This window comes from Pseudoxanthomonas sp. SORGH_AS_0997 (assembly GCF_031453535.1).
GTDB classification, from domain to species: Bacteria; Pseudomonadota; Gammaproteobacteria; order Xanthomonadales; family Xanthomonadaceae; genus Pseudoxanthomonas_A; species Pseudoxanthomonas_A winnipegensis.
In genome coordinates this window covers 1356721-1375222 of sequence record NZ_JAVIZI010000001.1, presented here as the reverse complement: position 1 = coordinate 1375222, position 18502 = coordinate 1356721, and the positions used below count along the sequence as shown (strand labels likewise).

The window sequence follows — 18502 nt, the reverse complement described above, 5'->3', positions numbered from 1 at the left end:
CTTCGAAGAGAGTCATGTTTTGGTGAGTTGAATCCATTTCTCATTCTGTGTTTGAGCAATGGGATCTTACGGGTTTCGCCTTGGCGTTGAGGCCAATATGGGAGGGTAGAATGCGTGTATCTCAGCAATACAGACTGAAGCGAAAGCAGGCAGAGCTCGATTTCGTGGATGTACCACTGGATACGGACATCCCAGTTTTTGTGGAGCCTACCGCTATACGGGCCATGGACACTCCTTGGTCAAGTCATTGTGTTGCCCTACTTCAAAATTTCTTCGGTAATGTCCTTGATGCGGTTAAGAGTGGTAATCGAACTCGGGCAGTCTCGTTACTTAGCTCTTTGAACGAAAGAAACGATTTTCATCTTGGATACTCATCTGGAAAGTCGCGCGGTCATGCGTTTGGTAAGGGGTCCGCGAAGTCTGTGTGGGAATCTCTGCTAACAAGTAAGGCGGCCAAGTCAGGTGTGCTCTCCGACTTGGAAGACACTGTGCTTTTAATTGAAGGCGTGGGCGCCGATATGATCTCTGATGCAGTTTGCAATATCATTCGGGCTCCACTAATTGAATACACGCAAGACATGTGTCGCTATTACGGGATTCCGATGGTGGCAAATGTTTCATCCGGTCCTTGTTGGGACATGCAAGCGCAGAGTTGGAGGTCGCGACATATAGAGCTTCCTATGCCGAAGGGCGAAAGCTTGGTTTTAGTTCCGAAAACCATTGTTCGCCTTGCAGGCGCTTACGATGTTGGGGCCTACTATAGGCATTACTTGTTGCCGGAAATGCAGAGACAACACTTGGCCAGCGGATCTGGTCTGGTGGAAGTGCTTAAGAGTAAGAAGCGAAGAGTCACGAAGAAGTCTTTGATGAAGCACTATGGTGTAGGCAAAGATGTTGTGGCAAAGTTGACTGAGGACAATCCGGATGTACTTGCTAAGTATAAAAGCGAAAGAGCATCTGAACCTTCACCACCTATAAGTAATAATAAGTTTGCTGAAATCGAAGGGGGTGCTAAGGTTCAACTATTTGACCTTTATAAGGCCGTGGTAACCGTTTCTCCCGGGGGTGCACAAGCCCACAAGTATGAGCGAGCCGTCGAAGGTCTCCTCTCAGCCCTTCTTTATCCCTCTCTCGTACACCCAGTTCGCCAAGCCCCAATCAATCAAGGCCGAAAAATTGTAGATTTAAGGTTCACAAATGCCGCCAGCGCTGGCTTTTTTTGCTGGCTTGCAAAGCATTATACGGCCCCATATGTCTTCGTTGAATTCAAGAATTACACTGAGGATGTTAAAAACCCTGAGCTGGACCAGCTATCTGGCCGTTTCTCAAAATCTGGCGGCCAAGTTGGAATTCTAATTTGTCGAGGGGTTAGTGATCGGAAAAAGATTGATGCCATGTGCAGGGATACTGCGAAGGACGGGCGCGGCTATATGATCGTATTGGATGATGCAGATCTTGAGATATTGGTTAAGTCAGCTTCAGCAATGCACTACGATGCCGCAAGAACAATCCTGAATGATCGCTTCGACCGATTAGTTTTGTGAGATTTTGGGGGAAATCGTTGGCTGATTCTCAAGTGCAAGGCGCGCAAGGAATTGTCTTTCGTTCTAATGCGCCGCTTCATAGTGCAAGGGAACGAGCTTAGCCGCGCACATTCGCTAACACAATTTTGCGACCGCTGCAGCCAAATGCTGGGGAGCCAGATGTGCGTAACGCAGGGTCATTGTTAGATCCGCGTGGCCAAGCAGTTCACGGATGGTATTCAAATCCACTCCAGTCATCACTAGCCGGCTAGCGAAGTGATGGCGCAGGTCGTGAAAGCGAAAATCGTTAATCTTTGCGACTGCGATCAGTTTTTCCCAAGATGATTTCACACTGGAGATTCCGAATACAGTTCCGGAGCCAGAGGTCTTCGGCCGCCAACGCTGCAACACCGACATCGCTTCATTGTTCAAAGGAACGTGGCGTTGTTTGCCGGACTTCGCATGTTCGGCTCGAACGGTCAGCATCCGAGCCTGCAGGTTGATATCCGACCAATTCAGCGACAGCAGTTCGCCCTTACGAAGCCCCGTGTTCATCGCGAGCAGGACTATAGGGGTCAGATGGTCGGCAAAGGCGCCTTCCGGCGCTTCTGGCAACAGCGCACGTTTCCTCGCTGTACGCCACTGGTTCGCTGACTTACGTGCTGCAGCATGGGCGTTGTCGCGCGCTGTAAGGGCAGACCGCAAGCGATGTTCTTCGGCAGTGCTTAGGAACCGGACGACACTGCGGGGCTTGGCGACCTTCAGGGCTGCATTGGTCACAGGGTTGGTTTCTAGCATTCCCCATTTAACAGCTTTGGACATTGCTGAGCGCAAGGTCGCTAAATTTCGGGATGCAGTGGCTTTGGAGATCGTCTGCTTTGAGCCGGGTTGAATCGTGTCACTCAGCCGTTTGAGCCACCAACGTTCGATGACTTTGGCGTCAATGTCGGTCAAGGTCATTGGCAGCAGGGCTGCGAACGCCTGTTCGATGCGCCGCAACGTGTCGTCTGCCCGCTTCAACTCCGTCTTGATCCAAGGCGCGTAGTGATTGTCCAGGAAGGCGCGAAGCGTGATCTTGACTGGTTCTGGCTTGGCGATGCTTGGTAAGCCCGTCTGGACGAATTCGGCAACGACCTTCCGGGCGACATCCCTAGCCTGATCGAGCGACAAGTGCTCGACGGAGCCCAATGTACGACGCTTCCCATGCGCCCAAGTGACGATCCAAGCGCGATGCCCGCTGGGCTGCACTCGGAGCAGTAGGCCGCGCACCTGGGCATCCCTGAGTTCGTAGGGGCGATCCTTGGGTAGCGTGCTGGTGACGATCTTCTTGGTCAGCTGGATACGCATATCGATTGCTCAGTCCATAAGTTCTGCCTAAGCCAGAACATAGGAAGGGCCGCGCATCGATGATTGGACAAGGACCATCCGCATCAACTGCTAAATTGCCTAAGTCCTTGAAACAAAAAGCCCCGCCGAAGCGGGGCTTTGGAACTTGGTGGAGCCAGGGAGGATCGAACTCCCGACCTCGTCATTGCGAACGACGCGCTCTCCCAGCTGAGCTATGGCCCCAAGGGGAGCGCCATTCTAACGATGCGCCTGCGGATTGCCAACCGGTCTGCGTGCGATCTCAAGGCGACGGCGCGAAGGCGTTCTGGCATGGACCGGGCACGCGCCTGGCTGGCGCTCAGCCCTCCCGCGGCTGGTCCAGGGCGGGCAGGGGGCGCTCGCCCGGAGCGCGGATGGCCTTGGTGACCACGTAGGTGGAGTAGCGGGCGATGCCCAGGTCCTCGCGCAGCAACTGCTCCATGAAGGCCTGGTACTGGGCGATGTCGCTGCACTCGATCATGGCGATGTAGTCGATGCCGCCGCCGGTGGCGTAGCAGAACGCCACTTCCGGGGCGTCGGCCATGCGCTGGGCGAAGGTGCGCATCGAGGTGGCGGTGTGCTGGCCCAGCACGATCTGCACCAGCACCTGGCTGGTCTTGAACAGGCGCTGCCAGTCGATCACCGCGCGGTAGCCGCGGATCAGGCCGGCGGCCTCGAGCTTGCGCACGCGCTCCCAGGTCGGCGTGATCGACAGGCCGATCTCGCCGGCCAGGGTGGACTTGGTCACGCGCGCCTGGCGCGAGAGGATCTGCAGGATCCTCAGGTCGTCCTGATCCAGGCGCAGGCCCGGATCGATACGCAGCGGCCGGGCGGCCGCCTCGGGGGGGACATCGGAAGACATGCGGAGGATGCTGGCGTCGGCTTGCGCAAGGGCAAGGCGGCGTCGAATCGACGCCGCCCTGTCGCATCACTTGATGCCGCTGACCACCGGCAGCAGCACCGAACTGGCCTGCGCGCCGCCCAGCTTCACGCTGATGGTGGCCTCGCGGTAGTCCTTGGGCTGGGCCAGGAAGATGTTGGGCACGAAGGTCTGCGGATTGAGGTCGTACAGCGGGAACCAGCTCGACTGGACCTGCACCATCACCCGGTGCCCGGGCAGGAAGGTGTGGTTGGCCACGGGCAGGTCGAAGCGGATCGGCACGGTGGTATTGGACGGGATCGCGCTGGGGTGCTCCAGGCTTTCGCGGTAGCGCCCGCGCAGGATGTCGGCCGAAACCATCAACTGGTAGCCGCCCAGCTTGGGATCGTCCGGCACCACGTCGGGGTAGACGTCGACCAGCTTGACCACGAAGTCGCCGTCGCTGCCGGTCGTGGACAGGCGCAGGTCCACCTTGGGCGTGCCGCTGATGCGCAGCGGCGCGTCCAGCACATCGGTGACGAAGGTCAGCACGTCCGGGCGCGCGGCGGCCTGGCGCTGGTCGCTGACCAGCCAGCTCGGCCACGGGTTGTCGTCGTAGCCGGTGGCCGGCAGCGGCCGGGGCAGGAAGGGCACAGGGTTGGACGGATCGGACACGTACTCATCGCTGCCTGCGGTGGCCTGCGCATCGAACCCGGCGGTGCCATTGTCCTTCAGATACAGCGGCTGCTCGGCGATGCGGCAGCCCGAGGCGCAGCCCTGCGGCCAGGACTTCAGATGCTCCCAATGGTTCTCGCCGGTGCGGTAGACGGTCACCGGCGAGACCTGCATCGGCGGCGCGTCGTCCATCAGATAGTGGTCCAGGAACGGGCGCAGCACCTCGCGGCGGAAGGTCGCGGCGGTGTCGGTGTCGAACTTGATCGCGCCCAGGTGGGTGCCGTCCTCGCGCTGGCCGCCATGGTTCCACGGGCCCATCACCAGGAACACCTTGTCGTTGCGCGTGTCCTTGGGTTCCAGCGCCGCGTACACGGCCATGTCGCCGTAGATGTCTTCCTGGTCCCACAGGCCGTGCACCAGCATCACCGGGATGCTGAGCGGCTCCTTGGCGAGCAGCTTGTCCACCGCCTGTTCCTGCCAGAAGGCGTCGTAGGAGGGGTGCGCCAGCAGCTTGCGGAAGAAGCCGAGCTGGTCCATGCCGCGGCGCTTGCCGATCAGGCCGGCCGCGCCGCCCTTGAGGTAGAAGTCGTAGTCGTCGGCGTCGGTCTGGATCCAGTGGATGGTGTTGCCGCGCGTGGCCTCCTGCTCGTAGATGTAGGGCAGGTTGGTCTGGCGGAAGGCGCCGTTATGGAACCAGTCGTCGCCGCGCCAGCCGTCAACCATCGGGTTCATCGGGATGGCCACCTTGAGCGCCGGATGCGGATGGAACAGCGCCATCAGGCTGGTGAAGCCGTCGTAGGAGATGCCCAGGATGCCGACCTTGCCGTTGGACTCGGGCACGTTCTTGGACAGCCAGTCCACCGTGTCCCAGGTGTCGGTGGAATGGTCGACGTTGCTGTCGTTGAGCGGGCCGATCTGTGGCCGGTTCATGACGTAGTCGCCCTCCGAGCCGTACTTGCCGCGGATGTCCTGGACCACGCGGATGTAGCCGTGCTTGTTGAACAGCTCGGGGAAGTTGTCGTAGCCCTGCAGCACGGCGGCCAGGCGGTTGCTCTTGGCCAGCGTGGTCATGCCGTCGGCATCGTAGGGCGTGCGGGTGAGCAGCATCGGCGCGCGGTGGGCGCCCTTGGGCACCAGGATGACCGTATGCAGCTTGACCCCGTCGCGCATCGGGATCTCGACCTCGCGGCGGACGAAATCCGCCTCCGGGTCGTCGGGCACGACGAAGTGCGCGGGGCGATCGGGCTCGGGCTTCTGCTGCGCCAGCAGCGTCGGCATGGCCAGCAGCGCGGACAGCAACAGCGTGGTGCTGGCGAAGAACAGGGCAGGACGGTGCAACCGAGACATCAGCTTCTCCGAGGCGGGCGACGGGGCGTCCCGCGCCGGGCTCGCGTTCGCAGCGCGAGGCCGCGCGTGCGAAGGACCGGTCCGGAGGACGTCGTAGCGTAGCGCCTGGCCTGCTGGCGCGATAGCGGGATTCGCGCCCTCGGACGGGGCCTGTGGTCAGGCCCGTGGCGAGGCCAGCAACGGCGCCAGCACCGGTTCGAGCTGGGCGCGGCGCCAGCCTTCCAGCGCGGCCGGCCACTGGCCGTGCTCCATCAGCGCCTCCAGCCAGCGGCGCGAGGCGAGGATGCCGTCGGGCAGGCCGAGCGCGGCCGAGTGCGCGGCCACGGCGTCCTGCAGTTTCTTCAGGCGCTGCTTGTCCTGGTCGCCGTTCTTGGCCAGCGGGGCGTCGGCCTCGTCCGGCAGCGGCGTGGACAGGGCCTGCCAGAGCGCGTCGGCCAGCTTGCGCGGCGACTTGGGCTGGCGTTCGAGCCAGTCGATCAGCGCCTCGCGCGAGGCCATGGGCGTGCGCGCCAGGGTCACGGCCAGCTCGTTGTCCAGGATCCAGCTCTTGGGCCGGTCGCTGGCGCGTGCCTGCGCCTCGCGCCAGCGCAGCAGCCGCAGCAGGCGATGCTGCGCCGGCGCATCGAGGAACTGCGCGCTGCGCAGCGCCAGATGCGGCCAGCGCTCGCCGCCATCGTCCTCGCCCTGGGCGATCAGTCGCGCGCCATCGGCCTGCAGCCAGTCCAGCCGGCCCAGCGCCTGCAGCTTCTCGGTCAGCGCCGCGTACAGCGCGCCCAGGTGGACCACATCGTCGGCCGCGTATTCCAGCTGCGCGGGGCTGAGCGGGCGCTTGAGCCAGTCCGAGCGGGTCTCGCCCTTGGCCAGGGTGACCCCGGTGATCTGCGCCACCAGCTTCTGGTAGCCCATGCCGCCGCCGATGCCGGCCAGCGCCGCGGCGATCTGGGTGTCGAACAAGGGCGAGGGCAGCACGCCGCAGGCGCAGCGCAGCGCGATCAGGTCCTCGCTGGCGCTATGCATCACCTTGACCACGCCGGAATCGGCCAGCAGCGGCGCCAGGGCCTGCGGCATGCCAGGCACCAGCGGGTCGACCAGCAGGATGGTGTCGCCGATGGCGATCTGGACCAGGGCCAGCTGCGGCCAGAAGGTCTTCTCGCGGATGAATTCGGTGTCCAGGCCCACCCAGGCGGGCAGCTGCTGCAGGTGCGCTCGCAGCGCGTCGGGGGTGTCGATCCAGAGGGGCACGCGGGTCTCGAGGTTGGGAACCAGGGGGCGCCCCGTCGCGCGAGCTTGCACACGCCTTGGCGCGGTTGGGGCGACAATAGCCTAACGTCCCCGGCCATCGGCCGCCTTTGGATCATGACGGGAGGAACCTTGCGGCGATTCGCCCCGGCGCTGCTGGCGCTGCTGCTGACAGCCTGCGACCGCGCGCCCGAGCCCGCCGCGCGGCCGGCCACGCCTGTGGCCAGCCCGGCGCCCGCGGCCGGCCAGGCGCCGGCGCGCACGCCCAGCGTGACCATCAGCGACAGCAATGGCGATGCCGCGCTGAACTGGTCGCCGCCCGCGCTGGCGCTGGAACCGGGCCAGGTGCGCCAGGCGCGCCGCGAGGCCGCCGCCGCGCTGCGCGCGGGCGACCTGTTCGAACAGCCGCGCGATGCCATCCCGCTGTACCTGGCGCTGCTGCGCCTGAATCCCAACGACGCCGTCGCCAAACGCGGCCTGGCCAACGCCGGCACCGCCCTGCTGGCCCAGGGCCGGCGCGCGGTCGCCGCCGCCCAGGACGATCCGGAGGCGCTGGCGCGCGCGGTGCGCATCGCCGCGGTGGTGCGCACCGTGCTGGCGCAGGATCCGCGCGCCGAACCGTATCTGGAGCAGGTCGATCTGGCCGAGCAGCTGGCCCGGCTCAACGCCACCGGCGAGAGCCAGCTGCGCCAGGGCCTGCTGGGCGAGGAGGGCAAGGACGGCGCGCTGAGCACCTTCCGCGCCGTGCTGGCGCAGGCGCCGGACCAGCCGCGCGCTCTGCAGGGCATGGCGGCGACGGAGAGCGCCTTCATCCGCCGCGCCGAGGAAGCCGCGCGCGCCGGCGACTTCGACGAGGCCGCCCGCTGGATGGGCTTCGCCAACGGCCTGCGCGAGGACGCGCAGACGGTCAAGGACGGCTACGCGCGCATCGAAGCCGAACGCACCCGCCAGATCGCCGCGCTGCGCGACGCCGGCGTGAACGATCTGGTCTCGCCGCTGGGCCTGAAGGACGCGCGGCAGAAGCTGGAGGCCGCCCTGCGCATCGCCCGGCCCGGCGATCCGGTGGCCGCCGACCTGCGCCAGCGCATCGACCTGGCCACGCACTACGGCCTGTTCCGGCCCGGCCAGTCCTTCACCGATGCCATGCGCGGCGGTGGCCGCACGCCGGTGATGGTGGTGGTGCCGCATGGCGCCTTCCGCATGGGCGCCGACGAGGACGAGCCGGGTGCGTCCGAGGCCGAGCAGCCGGCGCATTACGTGCGCTTCGACCGCGGCTTTGCCGTCTCGCGCACGGCGGTGACGGTGGGCCAGTACCGGCGCTTCGTGCAGGCCACGCAATACCGTTCGCGGGCGACGCGGCGCGGGCATTCGATCGTCTACGACGAGCGCAGCGGCAACTTCGTGCGCCGCAGCGGCGTGGACTGGCAGTCCGACTACGCCGGCGCCAAGGCGGCCGACGACATGCCGGTGCTGCACGTCAGCGTGCGCGACGCGGAGGCCTATGCCGACTGGCTGGCCGAGCAGACCGGGCACGCCTACCGCCTGGCCTCGGAGGCCGAGTTCGAATACATCCTGCGCGCCGGCAGCCAGGGGCGTTACTCGTGGGGCAACTCGACTCCGCCGCCGGCGGGCGTGGGCAACCTGACCGGCGGCAACGACGTCTCGCCCAGCGGTCGCCACTGGGGCAACGCCTTCGTCGGCTACGGCGATGGCTGGTGGGGTCCGGCGCCGGTGGCCACGTTCAAGCCGAACGCCTGGGGGCTATACGACGTAGGCAGCAACATCAGCGAGTGGGTCGCCGACTGCTGGCACGCCAGCTTCCGGCGTGCGCCGGGCGACGGCGCGGCGTGGTTCAATCCCGGCTGCCGGGCCCGGGTGATCCGGGGAGGCGGGTGGGCCTCCTCGCCGCAGCAGGCGCGGGCGGCGTGGCGTGCCTCGCAGGACTCGGACATGACCAGTGCGCGAGTAGGCTTCCGCGTGGTGCGCGGCATCTGACAAGGATCAAGGCATGAATGCGGCTTACGACAATGGGGGCATGCAGCGGCGGCGCGGATTCGGGATCCGCTGGTGGATCCTGTTGCTGTTCGCCGGCTATGCGGCGTTCCAGTGGATCTCCAGCCGTCAGACCGATCCCTACACCGGCCAGGACGCGCATTACGGCGCCACGCCCAGCGAGGAATCCGAGCTCGGCGTGCAGGCCTACCAGCAGGTGCTGGGCGAGGCGCGCCAGCAGGGCGCGCTGCTGCCGGCCAGCGACCCGACCAGCCAGGAAGTGGCGACCATTGCCCAGCGCCTGATCGCACGCGTGCCGCAGGTGGCGGCCGACCTGGCCAAGCAGCACGACCAGCCGGTGCCGGACCTGTCCGGCTACGACTGGCAGGTCAGCGTGCTGCGCTCGGACGAGGCCAATGCGTTCTGCCTGCCGGGCGGCAAGATCGCCGTCTACACCGGGCTGTTCCCGATCGCGCAGACGCGCGATGCGCTGGCGGTGGTGATGGGGCATGAGATCGCCCATGCGCTGCTGCGCCACAGCTCGCAGCGCATGGCCCAGCAGAAGCTGGTGCAGATGGGGCAGGTGGCCGCAGGCATGTCCGGCATGGACCAGCAGACCATGGCCGCACTCGGCGCCGGCGTGCAGTACGGCGTGGTGCTGCCCTACGGCCGCAACCACGAATCCCAGGCCGACGAGGTCGGCCTGATGCTGGCCGCCGCGGCCTGCTACGACCCGCAGCAGGCCATCCCGCTGTGGGAGCGCATGTCCCAGCTGGGCGGCGGCGAGCGTCCGCCGGAGTTCGCCTCCACCCACCCGGACCCGTCCAACCGCATCGCTCGCCTGCAGCAGCTGATGCCCGAGGCCGAGCAGTTCCGCGCCCGCTACTGCGGCGGTCAGCCGGCGAGCGACCAGCCGCTGTAGCGCGTCTTCAGAAGCCCATGTACAGCCCGCCGTTGACCGGCAGGTTGGCGCCGGTGATGTAACCGGCCGCGTCCTCGGTCAGGAAGCGCACCGCGCGGGCGATGTCCTCCGGCTCGCCCAGCCGGCCTACCGGCACCAGGCCCGTGGTGCGCTGCAGGACCTCGGCCGGCATGGCCGCCGTCATCGGCGTGCGCACATAGCCCGGGGACACGCTGTTGACCGTGACGCCCTTGGAGGCGACCTCGCGCGCCAGGGACATGGTCAACCCATGCAGGCCGGCCTTGGCCGCCGCGTAGTTGGCCTGGCCGAAGTTGCCGGTCTGGCCGCTGACCGAGCTGATGTTGACGATGCGGCCGTGGCCGCGCTCGACCATGCCGGCGATGGCGTGGTGGCACAGCTGGAAGGCGCTGGTCAGATTGACCTGCAGGACCGCGTTCCACTGCGCCAGGTCCATCTTGCGCAGGGTCGCATCGCGGGTGATGCCGGCATTGTTGACCAGGATGTCCAGCGCGCCGTGCGTGGCCTGGACGCGGGCGATCAGCTGCGCGCATTGCGCATCGTCGCCGACGTCGGCCGGTTCGAAGGCCACGCGCCCGTCGGTGGCCGCCTGGAAGGCCTCGAGGCGCGCAGGGTCGGCCGGCAGGTCGGTGGCGATGACGGTGTGGCCGGCCTCGGTCAGGGTGCGGCAGATCGCCGTACCCAGGCCGCCGATGCCGCCGGTCACCAATGCGATGCGTGGAGTCATGGATGCAGGATCGATGAAGGACAGCGCGCAAGGATACTCCGCAGGCTTGCGGCCCCGTCTGTGCGGGTCTTGTCTTAGTGATGCGGCAATCCATGCTGCGCAGCATGGCGCGGGGTAGAGCAATACCGAAGGCGTCGCCTTCCTGCCCTCAGTCGCATTCACCGCGAGGCCGCGATCAATGCGAGGCCTGCCTGATTAATCGCTGAGATTCGTACAGGCACCCTGAGCAGATAGCGCTTGCTGCGCCTGCCGCCTGGTTATCGCTTGAAGAAATCCGGCTCGCGAGCTCGGCGTTGCGGGAGTGCGTGACGCACGAATGACTCGAGCCGTATTGCCGGCGCCATCGCGGCCGGTCGGATCGGACGCCGCGGGCCAGGCCGGGGCGTCGGTCGGTCGAAGCGGATCGGCCGCTTCGCCGCAGAAGAACGCCGCGCTTTAGCGGCGCGTGGACTTGCTGGAGCTCTCGCGCGTCGTCGGGCCATCCTTCGCGCCGTTGCTGCCGCCCGTGCCGGGCGTGGAAGTCGGACGCGTGGGGCCGCGGCTCAGGCCGCTGGTGAGGTTGCGCTGGAAGTCCTGCCAGATCTCCAGGTTGCGCTCGGTGAGCTGGTTCATCATCGCCCACGGCGTCTGCCCCAGCAGGTTGCCCATCTGCTGGCGGAACTGCGCCTGCTGGTCCATGAACATCTGCATCGAGCGCTCCAGGTAGTTGCCCATGAAGCCCTGCAGCGAATCGCCGTAGAAACGGATGATCTGGCTGAGCAGCTGGGTGGACAGCAGCGGCTCGCCGTCCTGCTCCTGGTCGCTGATGATCTGCAGCAGCACCAGGCGGGTCAGGTCCTCACCGCTCTTGGCATCGCGCACTTCGAACTCTTCGCCATCGACGATGAGCTGGCGCACGTCCTCGATGGTGATGTAGCTGGAGATTTCGGTGTCGTAGAGACGACGGTTGGGGTACTTCTTGATGATCCGGATCGCAGCCATGGAGCAGTCACCTCAATCAATGTGCGCGGAGCATGCGCCCGGGTTTTTTGCGGCGCAACCATACTTTGGGAGCGTTTGGGGTGTGGAGTGGCACTGTCGGGCGAGGCCGCCCGGGCACGCGCCGGGCACCCTGGTCGGACTCACCAGCCCATGTACTGACCACCGTTGGCCGACAGGTTGGCGCCGGTGATCCAGGCCGCCTCCTCGGCCACGAAAAAGGCCACCGCATAGGCGATGTCCTCGGGCGAACCCAGACGGCCGGTGGGGATCTGGGCCACGATCTTGTTGCGGATCTCCTCGGGCACGGCCATCACCATCTCGGTGGCGATGTAGCCGGGCGAGACGGTGTTGACGGTGACGCCGAACTGCGCGTTCTCCTGCGCCAGGGAGATGGTGAAGCCATGCATGCCGGCCTTGGCCGCGGCGTAGTTGGCCTGGCCGTATTGGCCCTTCTGGCCGTTGATCGAGCTGATCTGCACGATCCGGCCCCAGCGCCGGGCGCGCATGCCGGCGATCACCGGCCGGGTCATGTTGAACACCGAGGACAGGTTGGTGTCGATCACCTCGTTCCACTGCGCCGCGTCCATCTTGTGGAAGGTGGTGTCGCGGGTGATGCCGGCGTTGTTGATCAGGATGTCGACCGGCCCCAGCGTCGCGGTGACCTCATCGACCATGGCCTGCGCCTGCTCGGGATAACGCACGTCGCCCTGCACCAAGGCGATGTCCACGCCCTCGTCGGCCATGCGCTGCTGCCAGGTGCGGGCGCGCACCGGGTCGCGGTAATTGGTGGCCACCCGATGGCCCAGACCCGCCAGCTTGCGGCAGATGGCCGTGCCGATGCCGCCGGTCCCGCCGGTAACCAGTGCAACGCGAGGAGTCATGGAAGAGCGCATCTAAGGAGGCAAGGGGCTGGCGATTCTAGTCAGCACCTGCAGCATTTTTGTTGTGCGGCGCAGCATGGATTCCCGCCGAAGCGGGCAGGCGCGCGGGGTCGAAGCCATGCTGCGCCGCATGCAGCAGCGTGTCCACCGTCTCGGCCTCCTCCAGCACGCTCGCCGCCTGGCCCAACTGGACCCAGGCCGAACGCAGCGCGGGCAGCAGGTTGTCGGCGTCCAGGGCCTGCGCGCCTTCGGATTTGGACAGCTTGTGCCCGTGGGCATCCAGCAGCACCGGCAGGTGCAGGTAGCGCGGCGTGGGCAGGCCCAGCGCCTGCTGCAGCAGGATCTGGCGCGGCGTGGAGTCCAGCAGGTCGGCGCCGCGCACGATATCGGTCATGCCCTGGTCCGCGTCGTCCACCACCACCGCCAGCTGGTAGGCCCAGGGCCCGTCGGCGCGGCGCAGGACGAAGTCGCCGACCACGCGCCCGACTTCCTGGCGCTGCGGGCCCTGCAGGCCGTCGTCGAAGGTGACAATGCAGTCACCGGGTACGCGCAGCCGGATGGCCGGATCGGGCCGCCGGGCCCGGGCGACGCACTGGTGGTGGACCCCGCCGGTGGCGGCCAGGTCGGCGCGGCTGCAGTGGCATTCGAAGGCCAGCCCGCGCGACAGCAAGCGCTCGAGCGCGACAGCGTAGGCATCTCCTCGCGTGTGCTGCCAGCGCACCGCTCCATCGCTGCGCAGGCCGAGTTTTTCCAGCATGTGCAGCTGTGACTGGGCGGCGCCGGAGACTTCCCGTGGCGGGTCCAGGTCCTCGATCCGCACCCACCACTGCCCGCCGGCGTGGCGCGCCAGCAGCCAGCTGCCGAACGCGGCCAGCAGCGAGCCGGCGTGCAGCGGGCCGGTGGGCGAGGGCGCGAAGCGGCCGCGGTAGGAGCTTGATGACATTGACGAAATCGAGGCGCAATCGCTGAACAACCGGTCAGCTGGCAGCTTGAAGTCAAACCGGGGCGTCCACAAGATTCATCTCGTTCCCCCTCATTCCTTTTTCCCTGGAGTCGACCGTGTTTACCCGCATCGCATTGTTCCTGCTGACCAACCTGGCCGTGCTGGCCCTGGCCAGCGTTGTGATGTCCCTGCTTGGGGTCAATTCGGCCAGCATGGCCGGCCTGCTGGTGATGGCCGCGCTGTTCGGCTTCGGCGGCTCGATCATCTCGCTGCTGATGTCCAAGTGGATGGCCAAGCGCGCCACCGGCGCGATGGTGATCGAAACCCCGCGCAACGAGGCCGAGCGGTGGCTGCTGGAGACCGTGCGCCGCCAGGCCCAGGCCGCCGGCATCGGCATGCCCGAGGTGGCCGTGTACGAGGCGCCGGAGATCAACGCCTTCGCCACCGGCGCCAACCGCAACAACGCGCTGGTGGCCGTGTCCACGGGCCTGCTGCGGCAGATGAGCCGCGACGAGGCCGAGGCCGTGCTGGGCCACGAGGTCAGCCACGTCGCCAACGGCGACATGGTGACCATGGCCCTGCTGCAGGGCGTGCTGAACACCTTCGTGATCGTGCTGGCGCGCGTGGTCGGCGGCGTGATCGACAGCTACCTGTCGGGCAACCGCGAGGGCAACAGCCGCGGCTTCGCCTACTACATCATCGTGTTCGCGCTGGAGATGGTGCTGGGCCTGTTCGCCACGATGATCGCGATGTGGTTCTCGCGTCGCCGCGAGTTCCGTGCCGACCACGGCGGCGCCACGCTGGCCGGCCGGCAGAAGATGATCGCCGCGCTGGAGCGCCTGCAGGCCAACCACAGCACCAGCACGCTGCCGGCGCAGGTGGAGGCCTTCGGCATCGCCGGCGGCATGGGACAGGGCCTGAAGAAGCTGTTCCTCAGCCACCCGCCGCTGCCCGAGCGCATCGCCGCCCTGCGTGCCGCGCAGGTCCAGCAGCGCGCCGGCACGGTGATGTAAGCCGGCTGACCGCAATGCTTTGCAATGAAAAGCCCGCCTTTCGGCGGGCTTTTCGCATCCTGCGACGCCTTCGCTGTAGCCTTCAGGCGTTGAAGTCGAAGCTCATCTCCGGCATCGCATTGGCGACGAACGAGCCTTCCACGTAGTCCAGCCCGGCGCCGAACAGCAACGACATCGTCCCCGGGTCCTGCACGTGCTCGGCGATGGTGGTGATGCCGTCGCGCTGCGCGCGTGCGGTGATCTCGCGGATCTTGTCCTGGTTCTCGGCCACGCGGGTGTGGTCCTGGGTGAAGCTGCGGTCCAGCTTGAGGAAGGCCGGGGTGAAGTGCGCCAGCAGCTGGAACGAGTCCAGCCCGGTGCCGAACTGCTCCAGCCCGACCTTGCAGCCCAGACGCGCCGCCGACTGCAGCAGCTCCTGCGCCGCGCGCAGGTGGGTGAAGACCTTGGCCTCGGTGGTCTCCAGCCAGAGCCGCTCGCCCGGCAGCCCGGTGGCGGCCAGTTCCTGGGCGATGGTCTCCACCAGGCGCGTATCGCCGAAGGAGGCCTGGCTGATCTTGACCATCATGCGCGTGGGGCGTCCGGCGCGTTCGCGCGCGGCCAGTGCGGCGATGGCCGCGCGCACCACCCAGCGGTCGATGTCGGCCAGCAGCCCGGCCTCCTCGGCGATGGCCAGGAAGGTCACCGGCTTGATCCGCTCGCCGCTGCCGTTGTCCAGGCGCAGGAAGCCTTCGTAGAAATCGCCCGGCGCGCCCAGCAGCGGGATGATCGGCTGGTAGTGCAGGGCGAAGCCGCTGCCGGTCAGCGCCTCGCGCACCAGGTCCAGGATGCGCTGGGCGTACTCGGCCTCGGCGCGGTCCACCGCGGCCGGGTCGAAGATCAGCACGCCGTTGCCGCCGACGCTGGCCACCGACTGCAGGTTCTCGCTGGCCCGCGCCAGCACCTGGCTGACGCTGGCGATCTTCTCGCCGATCTGCACGCCGCCCACGCTCAGGGTGGCGGTCACCGCGTGGCTGCCGATCTCGAACACATGCGCGGCGAAGCCGGCGCGCAGGCGCTCGGCCAGCGCGGCGGTGTCGGCATGGCTGCAGTGGCACAGCACGGCGAAGCCGTGCTCGCTGAAGCGGGCGGCGACCATGCCTTCGCCGATCAGGCTGGAGAAGCGCGCCGCCATCGCCGCGATCAGCGCATCGGCCGAGCCCAGCCCGATGTCCGGCAGCAGGCGCGCGTAGTGATCCGGTTCCACCAGCAGCAGGCCGTACTGCTGCTCGCCTTGCCCGACCTGGGCCACGGCATCCTCGAGCGCGTGCAGGAAGGTGGGGCGGTTGAGCAGGCCGGTGACCACGTCGCGCTGGCGCAGGTCCTCGACCTCGCGCGCCAGTTCGGTATCCAGCTCGCGGCGGCGGAACACCACCTGCACGCAGGCCTCGCCCTCGTAGGTGGCGGTGGCGAACTCCATCACCGCCGGGAAGGCCTCGCCGTCGAGCGTGCGTGCCTCGCACTCGTAGCGCGGCGGGGGCGGCTCGCCCTTGCCGATGCGCTTGAGCAGCTGCTTGAAGTCTTCCACGTCCTTGGGCGCGATCAGGTCCAGCAGCGACAGACCCTCGATGTCCTCGAAGGAGGCGAATCCGAACATGTCCAGATACGCATCGTTGGCGCGGATGTGCATGCCTTCGTGCACATAGGCGATGGGGTCGCGCGAGGAGGCGATCAGCGCATCGCAGCGGCGCTCGGTCTCGCGCAGCTGGGCCTCCAGGCGGCGCAGGCCGCGGCGGGCCTCCAGGTCCTCCCATTCGGCGCGCAGCACGCTGAGCAGGTGATCGGGACGCGAGCGCACCGCGACTGCGCTGGCGCCATTGATCAGGTCGTCCACCACCGAAGGCGTGCCGGAGGCGTCGACCATCACCACCACCGGGATGTCCTTGCCGACGGCGGCGACCTGCTCCAGCACCGCCGAGACCGGGAGGGTGCGGGCGGTCTTGGCCACCAGGATCAGGTCCACCGGCTGGCTGGCCAGCTGCTGGACCAGTTCCTCCGCATCCAGCGGGCGCAACGGCCGCACGGCGATGCCGTCGTTGCGGAACGTGCTGACCACGCCCTCGGCCGCCTCACCGCTGTCGTCGATGATCATCAGCCGCACGGGCGTGTCTTTGCCGATCTGCATGGCGCTTCGTGCTGGGAGCGGGGGACGGCGTTTAATACAGCATGGTCACCGGAGCGTCCATCCTGACCATCGGCTGGCTTGCGGATTCGTGAAGGCCGTCCTGTGCTACGGCCGCGCGCGCTCAGCGCAGCGGGCGCTTGCCGGTGTCGCCCGGGATCTCGCGCACCAGGCGCGGCACCAGGTAGCCGGACAGGCGCGCGGCCAGCTCGGCATGCAGCGCCAGCGCGGTGGCGTCGTCCACCTCGAAGTGGGCCACGCCCTGCACACGGTCGAGCTGGTGCAGGTAGTAAGGCAGCACGCCTGCAGCGAAGCCGCGTTCGGACAGCGCAGCCAGCGCATCGACGCTGTCGTTGACGCCGCGCAGCAGCACCGCCTGGTTGAGCAGGGTCGCGCCGCTGCCGCGCAGCGCGGCCAGGGCCGCATCGACGCTGGCATCGAACTCGTTGGCGTGGTTGGCGTGCAGGACGAAGGCCACCGGCCAGGGCAGCGCGCCCAGCCACTGCAGCAGGGCGGCATCGACGCGCTCGGGCAGGACCACCGGCAGGCGGCTGTGGATGCGCAGGCGCTTGAGGTGCGGCACCTGGCGCAGGGCATCGGTCAGCTCGGCCAGCTTGGGCGTAGACAGCGACAGCGGGTCGCCGCCGGACAGGATCACCTCGTCGATGCTCGCATCCTCGCGCACCCGGGCGATCGCCTCGGCCCAGTGGTCGCGCGCGGCGGTCTCCTCGCCATACGGGAAGTGCCGGCGGAAGCAGTAGCGGCAGTGGATCGCGCAGCTGCCGGTGGCCACCATCAGGGCGCGGCCCTGGTACTTCTGGATCACGCCGGTGGCCGAGCGCGCGGCCGCGTCGCCGACCGCGTCCAGGCCGAAGCCGGGCAGCAGGCGCAGCTCCTGGTCCAGCGGCAGGACCTGGCGCAGCAGCGGATCGTGCGGGTCGCCGTGGCGCATGCGCGCCACGAAGCCTTCGGGCGCAAGCAGCGGGAACTGCGCCGCGGCCTGCGGCGAGACACCCAGCGCGGCCGCGTGCAGGCCCAGCCGCGCGAGCAGTTCGCCCGGATCGCGCACGGCCCGACGCAGCGCCTGCTGCCAGCCCGAAGGCTGTAGTGGCGCGGGGGCGGTGGCGCTGGCGGCGGGGGCCGGCTGTCTGGAAAGGGGTGCTGCAGGTATCATGAGCGTTTGAACGAAGCATGCGCTCGCCGGTTGCGGCGGGCGTCCCCATTGTATCCGGCCGCTCGCGCATGGCGGCGGGTCTGTCTTATCTCCAGGAGTTTGCCCATGGCCACCTACGGCATGAACGACGTCAAGAACGGGATGAAGATCCTGGTCAACAACGAACCCGCCATCATCACCGAGACCGACTACGTCAAGCCCGGCAAGGGCCAGGCGTTCACCCGCATGCGCTTCCGCCTGATCCGCTCGGGCCGCGTGCAGGAACTGACCCTCAAGAGCACCGACTCGATCGAGGCCGCCGACGTGGTCGATACCGACATGCAGTATCTGTACAACGATGGCGAGTACTGGCACTTCATGCAGCAGGAGACCTTCGAGCAGGTGCAGGCCGACGAGGCCGGCGTGGGCGATGCCAAGAAGTGGCTCAAGGGCGAGGAAGCCTGCGTGGTGACCCTGTTCAACGGCAACCCGATCCAGGTCACGCCGCCGAACTTCGTCGAGCTGAAGATCACCGAGACCGACCCGGGCGTGAAGGGCGACACCGCCGGCACCGGCGGCAAGCCGGCCACCCTGGAGACCGGGGCGGTGGTGCGCGTGCCGCTGTTCGTGGGCACCGACGAGATCATCAAGGTCGACACCCGCACCGGCGAGTACGTCAGCCGGGTGAAGTAATCCCCATCCAGCG

Annotated in this window: 15 protein-coding genes and 1 tRNA gene; 5 read left to right on the top strand and 11 right to left on the bottom strand. The window is 67.0% G+C overall.

Annotated elements, in window-relative coordinates:
* Positions 1-110 precede the first annotated feature (110 nt).
* Positions 111-1544, top strand: a complete 1434-nt coding sequence (locus tag QE438_RS06155) for a hypothetical protein (RefSeq protein WP_306991745.1) — start codon at positions 111-113, stop codon at positions 1542-1544.
* A 114-nt stretch (positions 1545-1658) separates the two neighbouring features.
* Here the strand turns inward: QE438_RS06155 and QE438_RS06150 are convergent, their stop codons facing one another.
* The 5 genes from QE438_RS06150 to rnd all read right to left on the bottom strand — a co-directional run bounded on the left by QE438_RS06150 (position 1659) and on the right by rnd (position 7011).
* Complete coding sequence (locus QE438_RS06150; RefSeq protein ID WP_306991747.1) at positions 1659-2870, bottom strand: tyrosine-type recombinase/integrase; 1212 nt, start codon at positions 2868-2870, stop codon at positions 1659-1661.
* A 146-nt stretch (positions 2871-3016) separates the two neighbouring features.
* Positions 3017-3092, bottom strand: a tRNA-Ala gene (locus QE438_RS06145).
* A gap of 115 nt (positions 3093-3207) precedes the next feature.
* Positions 3208-3750, bottom strand: coding sequence for an Lrp/AsnC family transcriptional regulator (locus QE438_RS06140; RefSeq protein WP_306991749.1), 543 nt, complete (start codon positions 3748-3750; stop codon positions 3208-3210).
* 66 nt (positions 3751-3816) lie between these two features.
* On the bottom strand, positions 3817-5769 hold the full coding sequence (locus QE438_RS06135) for a CocE/NonD family hydrolase (RefSeq protein ID WP_306991751.1): 1953 nt from the start codon (positions 5767-5769) through the stop codon (positions 3817-3819).
* A gap of 156 nt (positions 5770-5925) precedes the next feature.
* Entirely contained in the window at positions 5926-7011 is a 1086-nt protein-coding gene (gene rnd, locus QE438_RS06130; protein ID WP_306991754.1) for a ribonuclease D, read from the bottom strand.
* A gap of 129 nt (positions 7012-7140) precedes the next feature.
* Between rnd and QE438_RS06125 the strand changes: the two genes are divergently transcribed.
* Both QE438_RS06125 and QE438_RS06120 read left to right on the top strand, forming a co-directional pair.
* A complete protein-coding gene (locus QE438_RS06125) occupies positions 7141-9003 on the top strand; it encodes a formylglycine-generating enzyme family protein (protein WP_306991756.1) in 1863 nt (620 codons plus the stop codon).
* A gap of 13 nt (positions 9004-9016) precedes the next feature.
* Positions 9017-9922: a M48 family metallopeptidase gene (locus QE438_RS06120; protein WP_130518089.1), complete on the top strand. Its 906-nt coding sequence runs from the start codon at positions 9017-9019 to the stop codon at positions 9920-9922.
* 7 nt (positions 9923-9929) lie between these two features.
* On the opposite strand, the gene phbB (QE438_RS06115) is transcribed toward QE438_RS06120, so the two are convergent.
* The 4 genes from phbB (QE438_RS06115) to gluQRS all read right to left on the bottom strand — a co-directional run bounded on the left by phbB (QE438_RS06115) (position 9930) and on the right by gluQRS (position 13472).
* On the bottom strand, positions 9930-10667 hold the full coding sequence (phbB, locus tag QE438_RS06115; RefSeq protein ID WP_306991760.1) for an acetoacetyl-CoA reductase: 738 nt from the start codon (positions 10665-10667) through the stop codon (positions 9930-9932).
* Between the two features lie 435 nt (positions 10668-11102).
* A complete protein-coding gene (phaR, locus tag QE438_RS06110) occupies positions 11103-11648 on the bottom strand; it encodes a polyhydroxyalkanoate synthesis repressor PhaR (protein WP_130533195.1) in 546 nt (181 codons plus the stop codon).
* A 140-nt stretch (positions 11649-11788) separates the two neighbouring features.
* On the bottom strand, positions 11789-12529 hold the full coding sequence (gene phbB, locus QE438_RS06105) for an acetoacetyl-CoA reductase (RefSeq protein ID WP_130518095.1): 741 nt from the start codon (positions 12527-12529) through the stop codon (positions 11789-11791).
* Positions 12530-12566: 37 nt separating this feature from the next.
* Entirely contained in the window at positions 12567-13472 is a 906-nt protein-coding gene (gluQRS, locus tag QE438_RS06100) for a tRNA glutamyl-Q(34) synthetase GluQRS (protein WP_306991763.1), read from the bottom strand.
* A gap of 116 nt (positions 13473-13588) precedes the next feature.
* Between gluQRS and htpX the strand changes: the two genes are divergently transcribed.
* Entirely contained in the window at positions 13589-14485 is an 897-nt protein-coding gene (gene htpX / locus QE438_RS06095; RefSeq protein WP_306991765.1) for a protease HtpX, read from the top strand.
* A gap of 82 nt (positions 14486-14567) precedes the next feature.
* Here htpX and QE438_RS06090 read toward each other — a convergent pair whose 3' ends face one another.
* Together QE438_RS06090 and epmB are read right to left on the bottom strand one after the other, a co-directional pair.
* Positions 14568-16646: an EAL domain-containing protein gene (locus tag QE438_RS06090; RefSeq protein ID WP_306991767.1), complete on the bottom strand. Its 2079-nt coding sequence runs from the start codon at positions 16644-16646 to the stop codon at positions 14568-14570.
* A 121-nt stretch (positions 16647-16767) separates the two neighbouring features.
* Positions 16768-17817, bottom strand: coding sequence for an EF-P beta-lysylation protein EpmB (epmB, locus tag QE438_RS06085; protein WP_306991770.1), 1050 nt, complete (start codon positions 17815-17817; stop codon positions 16768-16770).
* A 105-nt stretch (positions 17818-17922) separates the two neighbouring features.
* Between epmB and efp the strand changes: the two genes are divergently transcribed.
* Positions 17923-18489: an elongation factor P gene (efp, locus tag QE438_RS06080; protein ID WP_130518105.1), complete on the top strand. Its 567-nt coding sequence runs from the start codon at positions 17923-17925 to the stop codon at positions 18487-18489.
* Positions 18490-18502 lie beyond the last annotated feature (13 nt).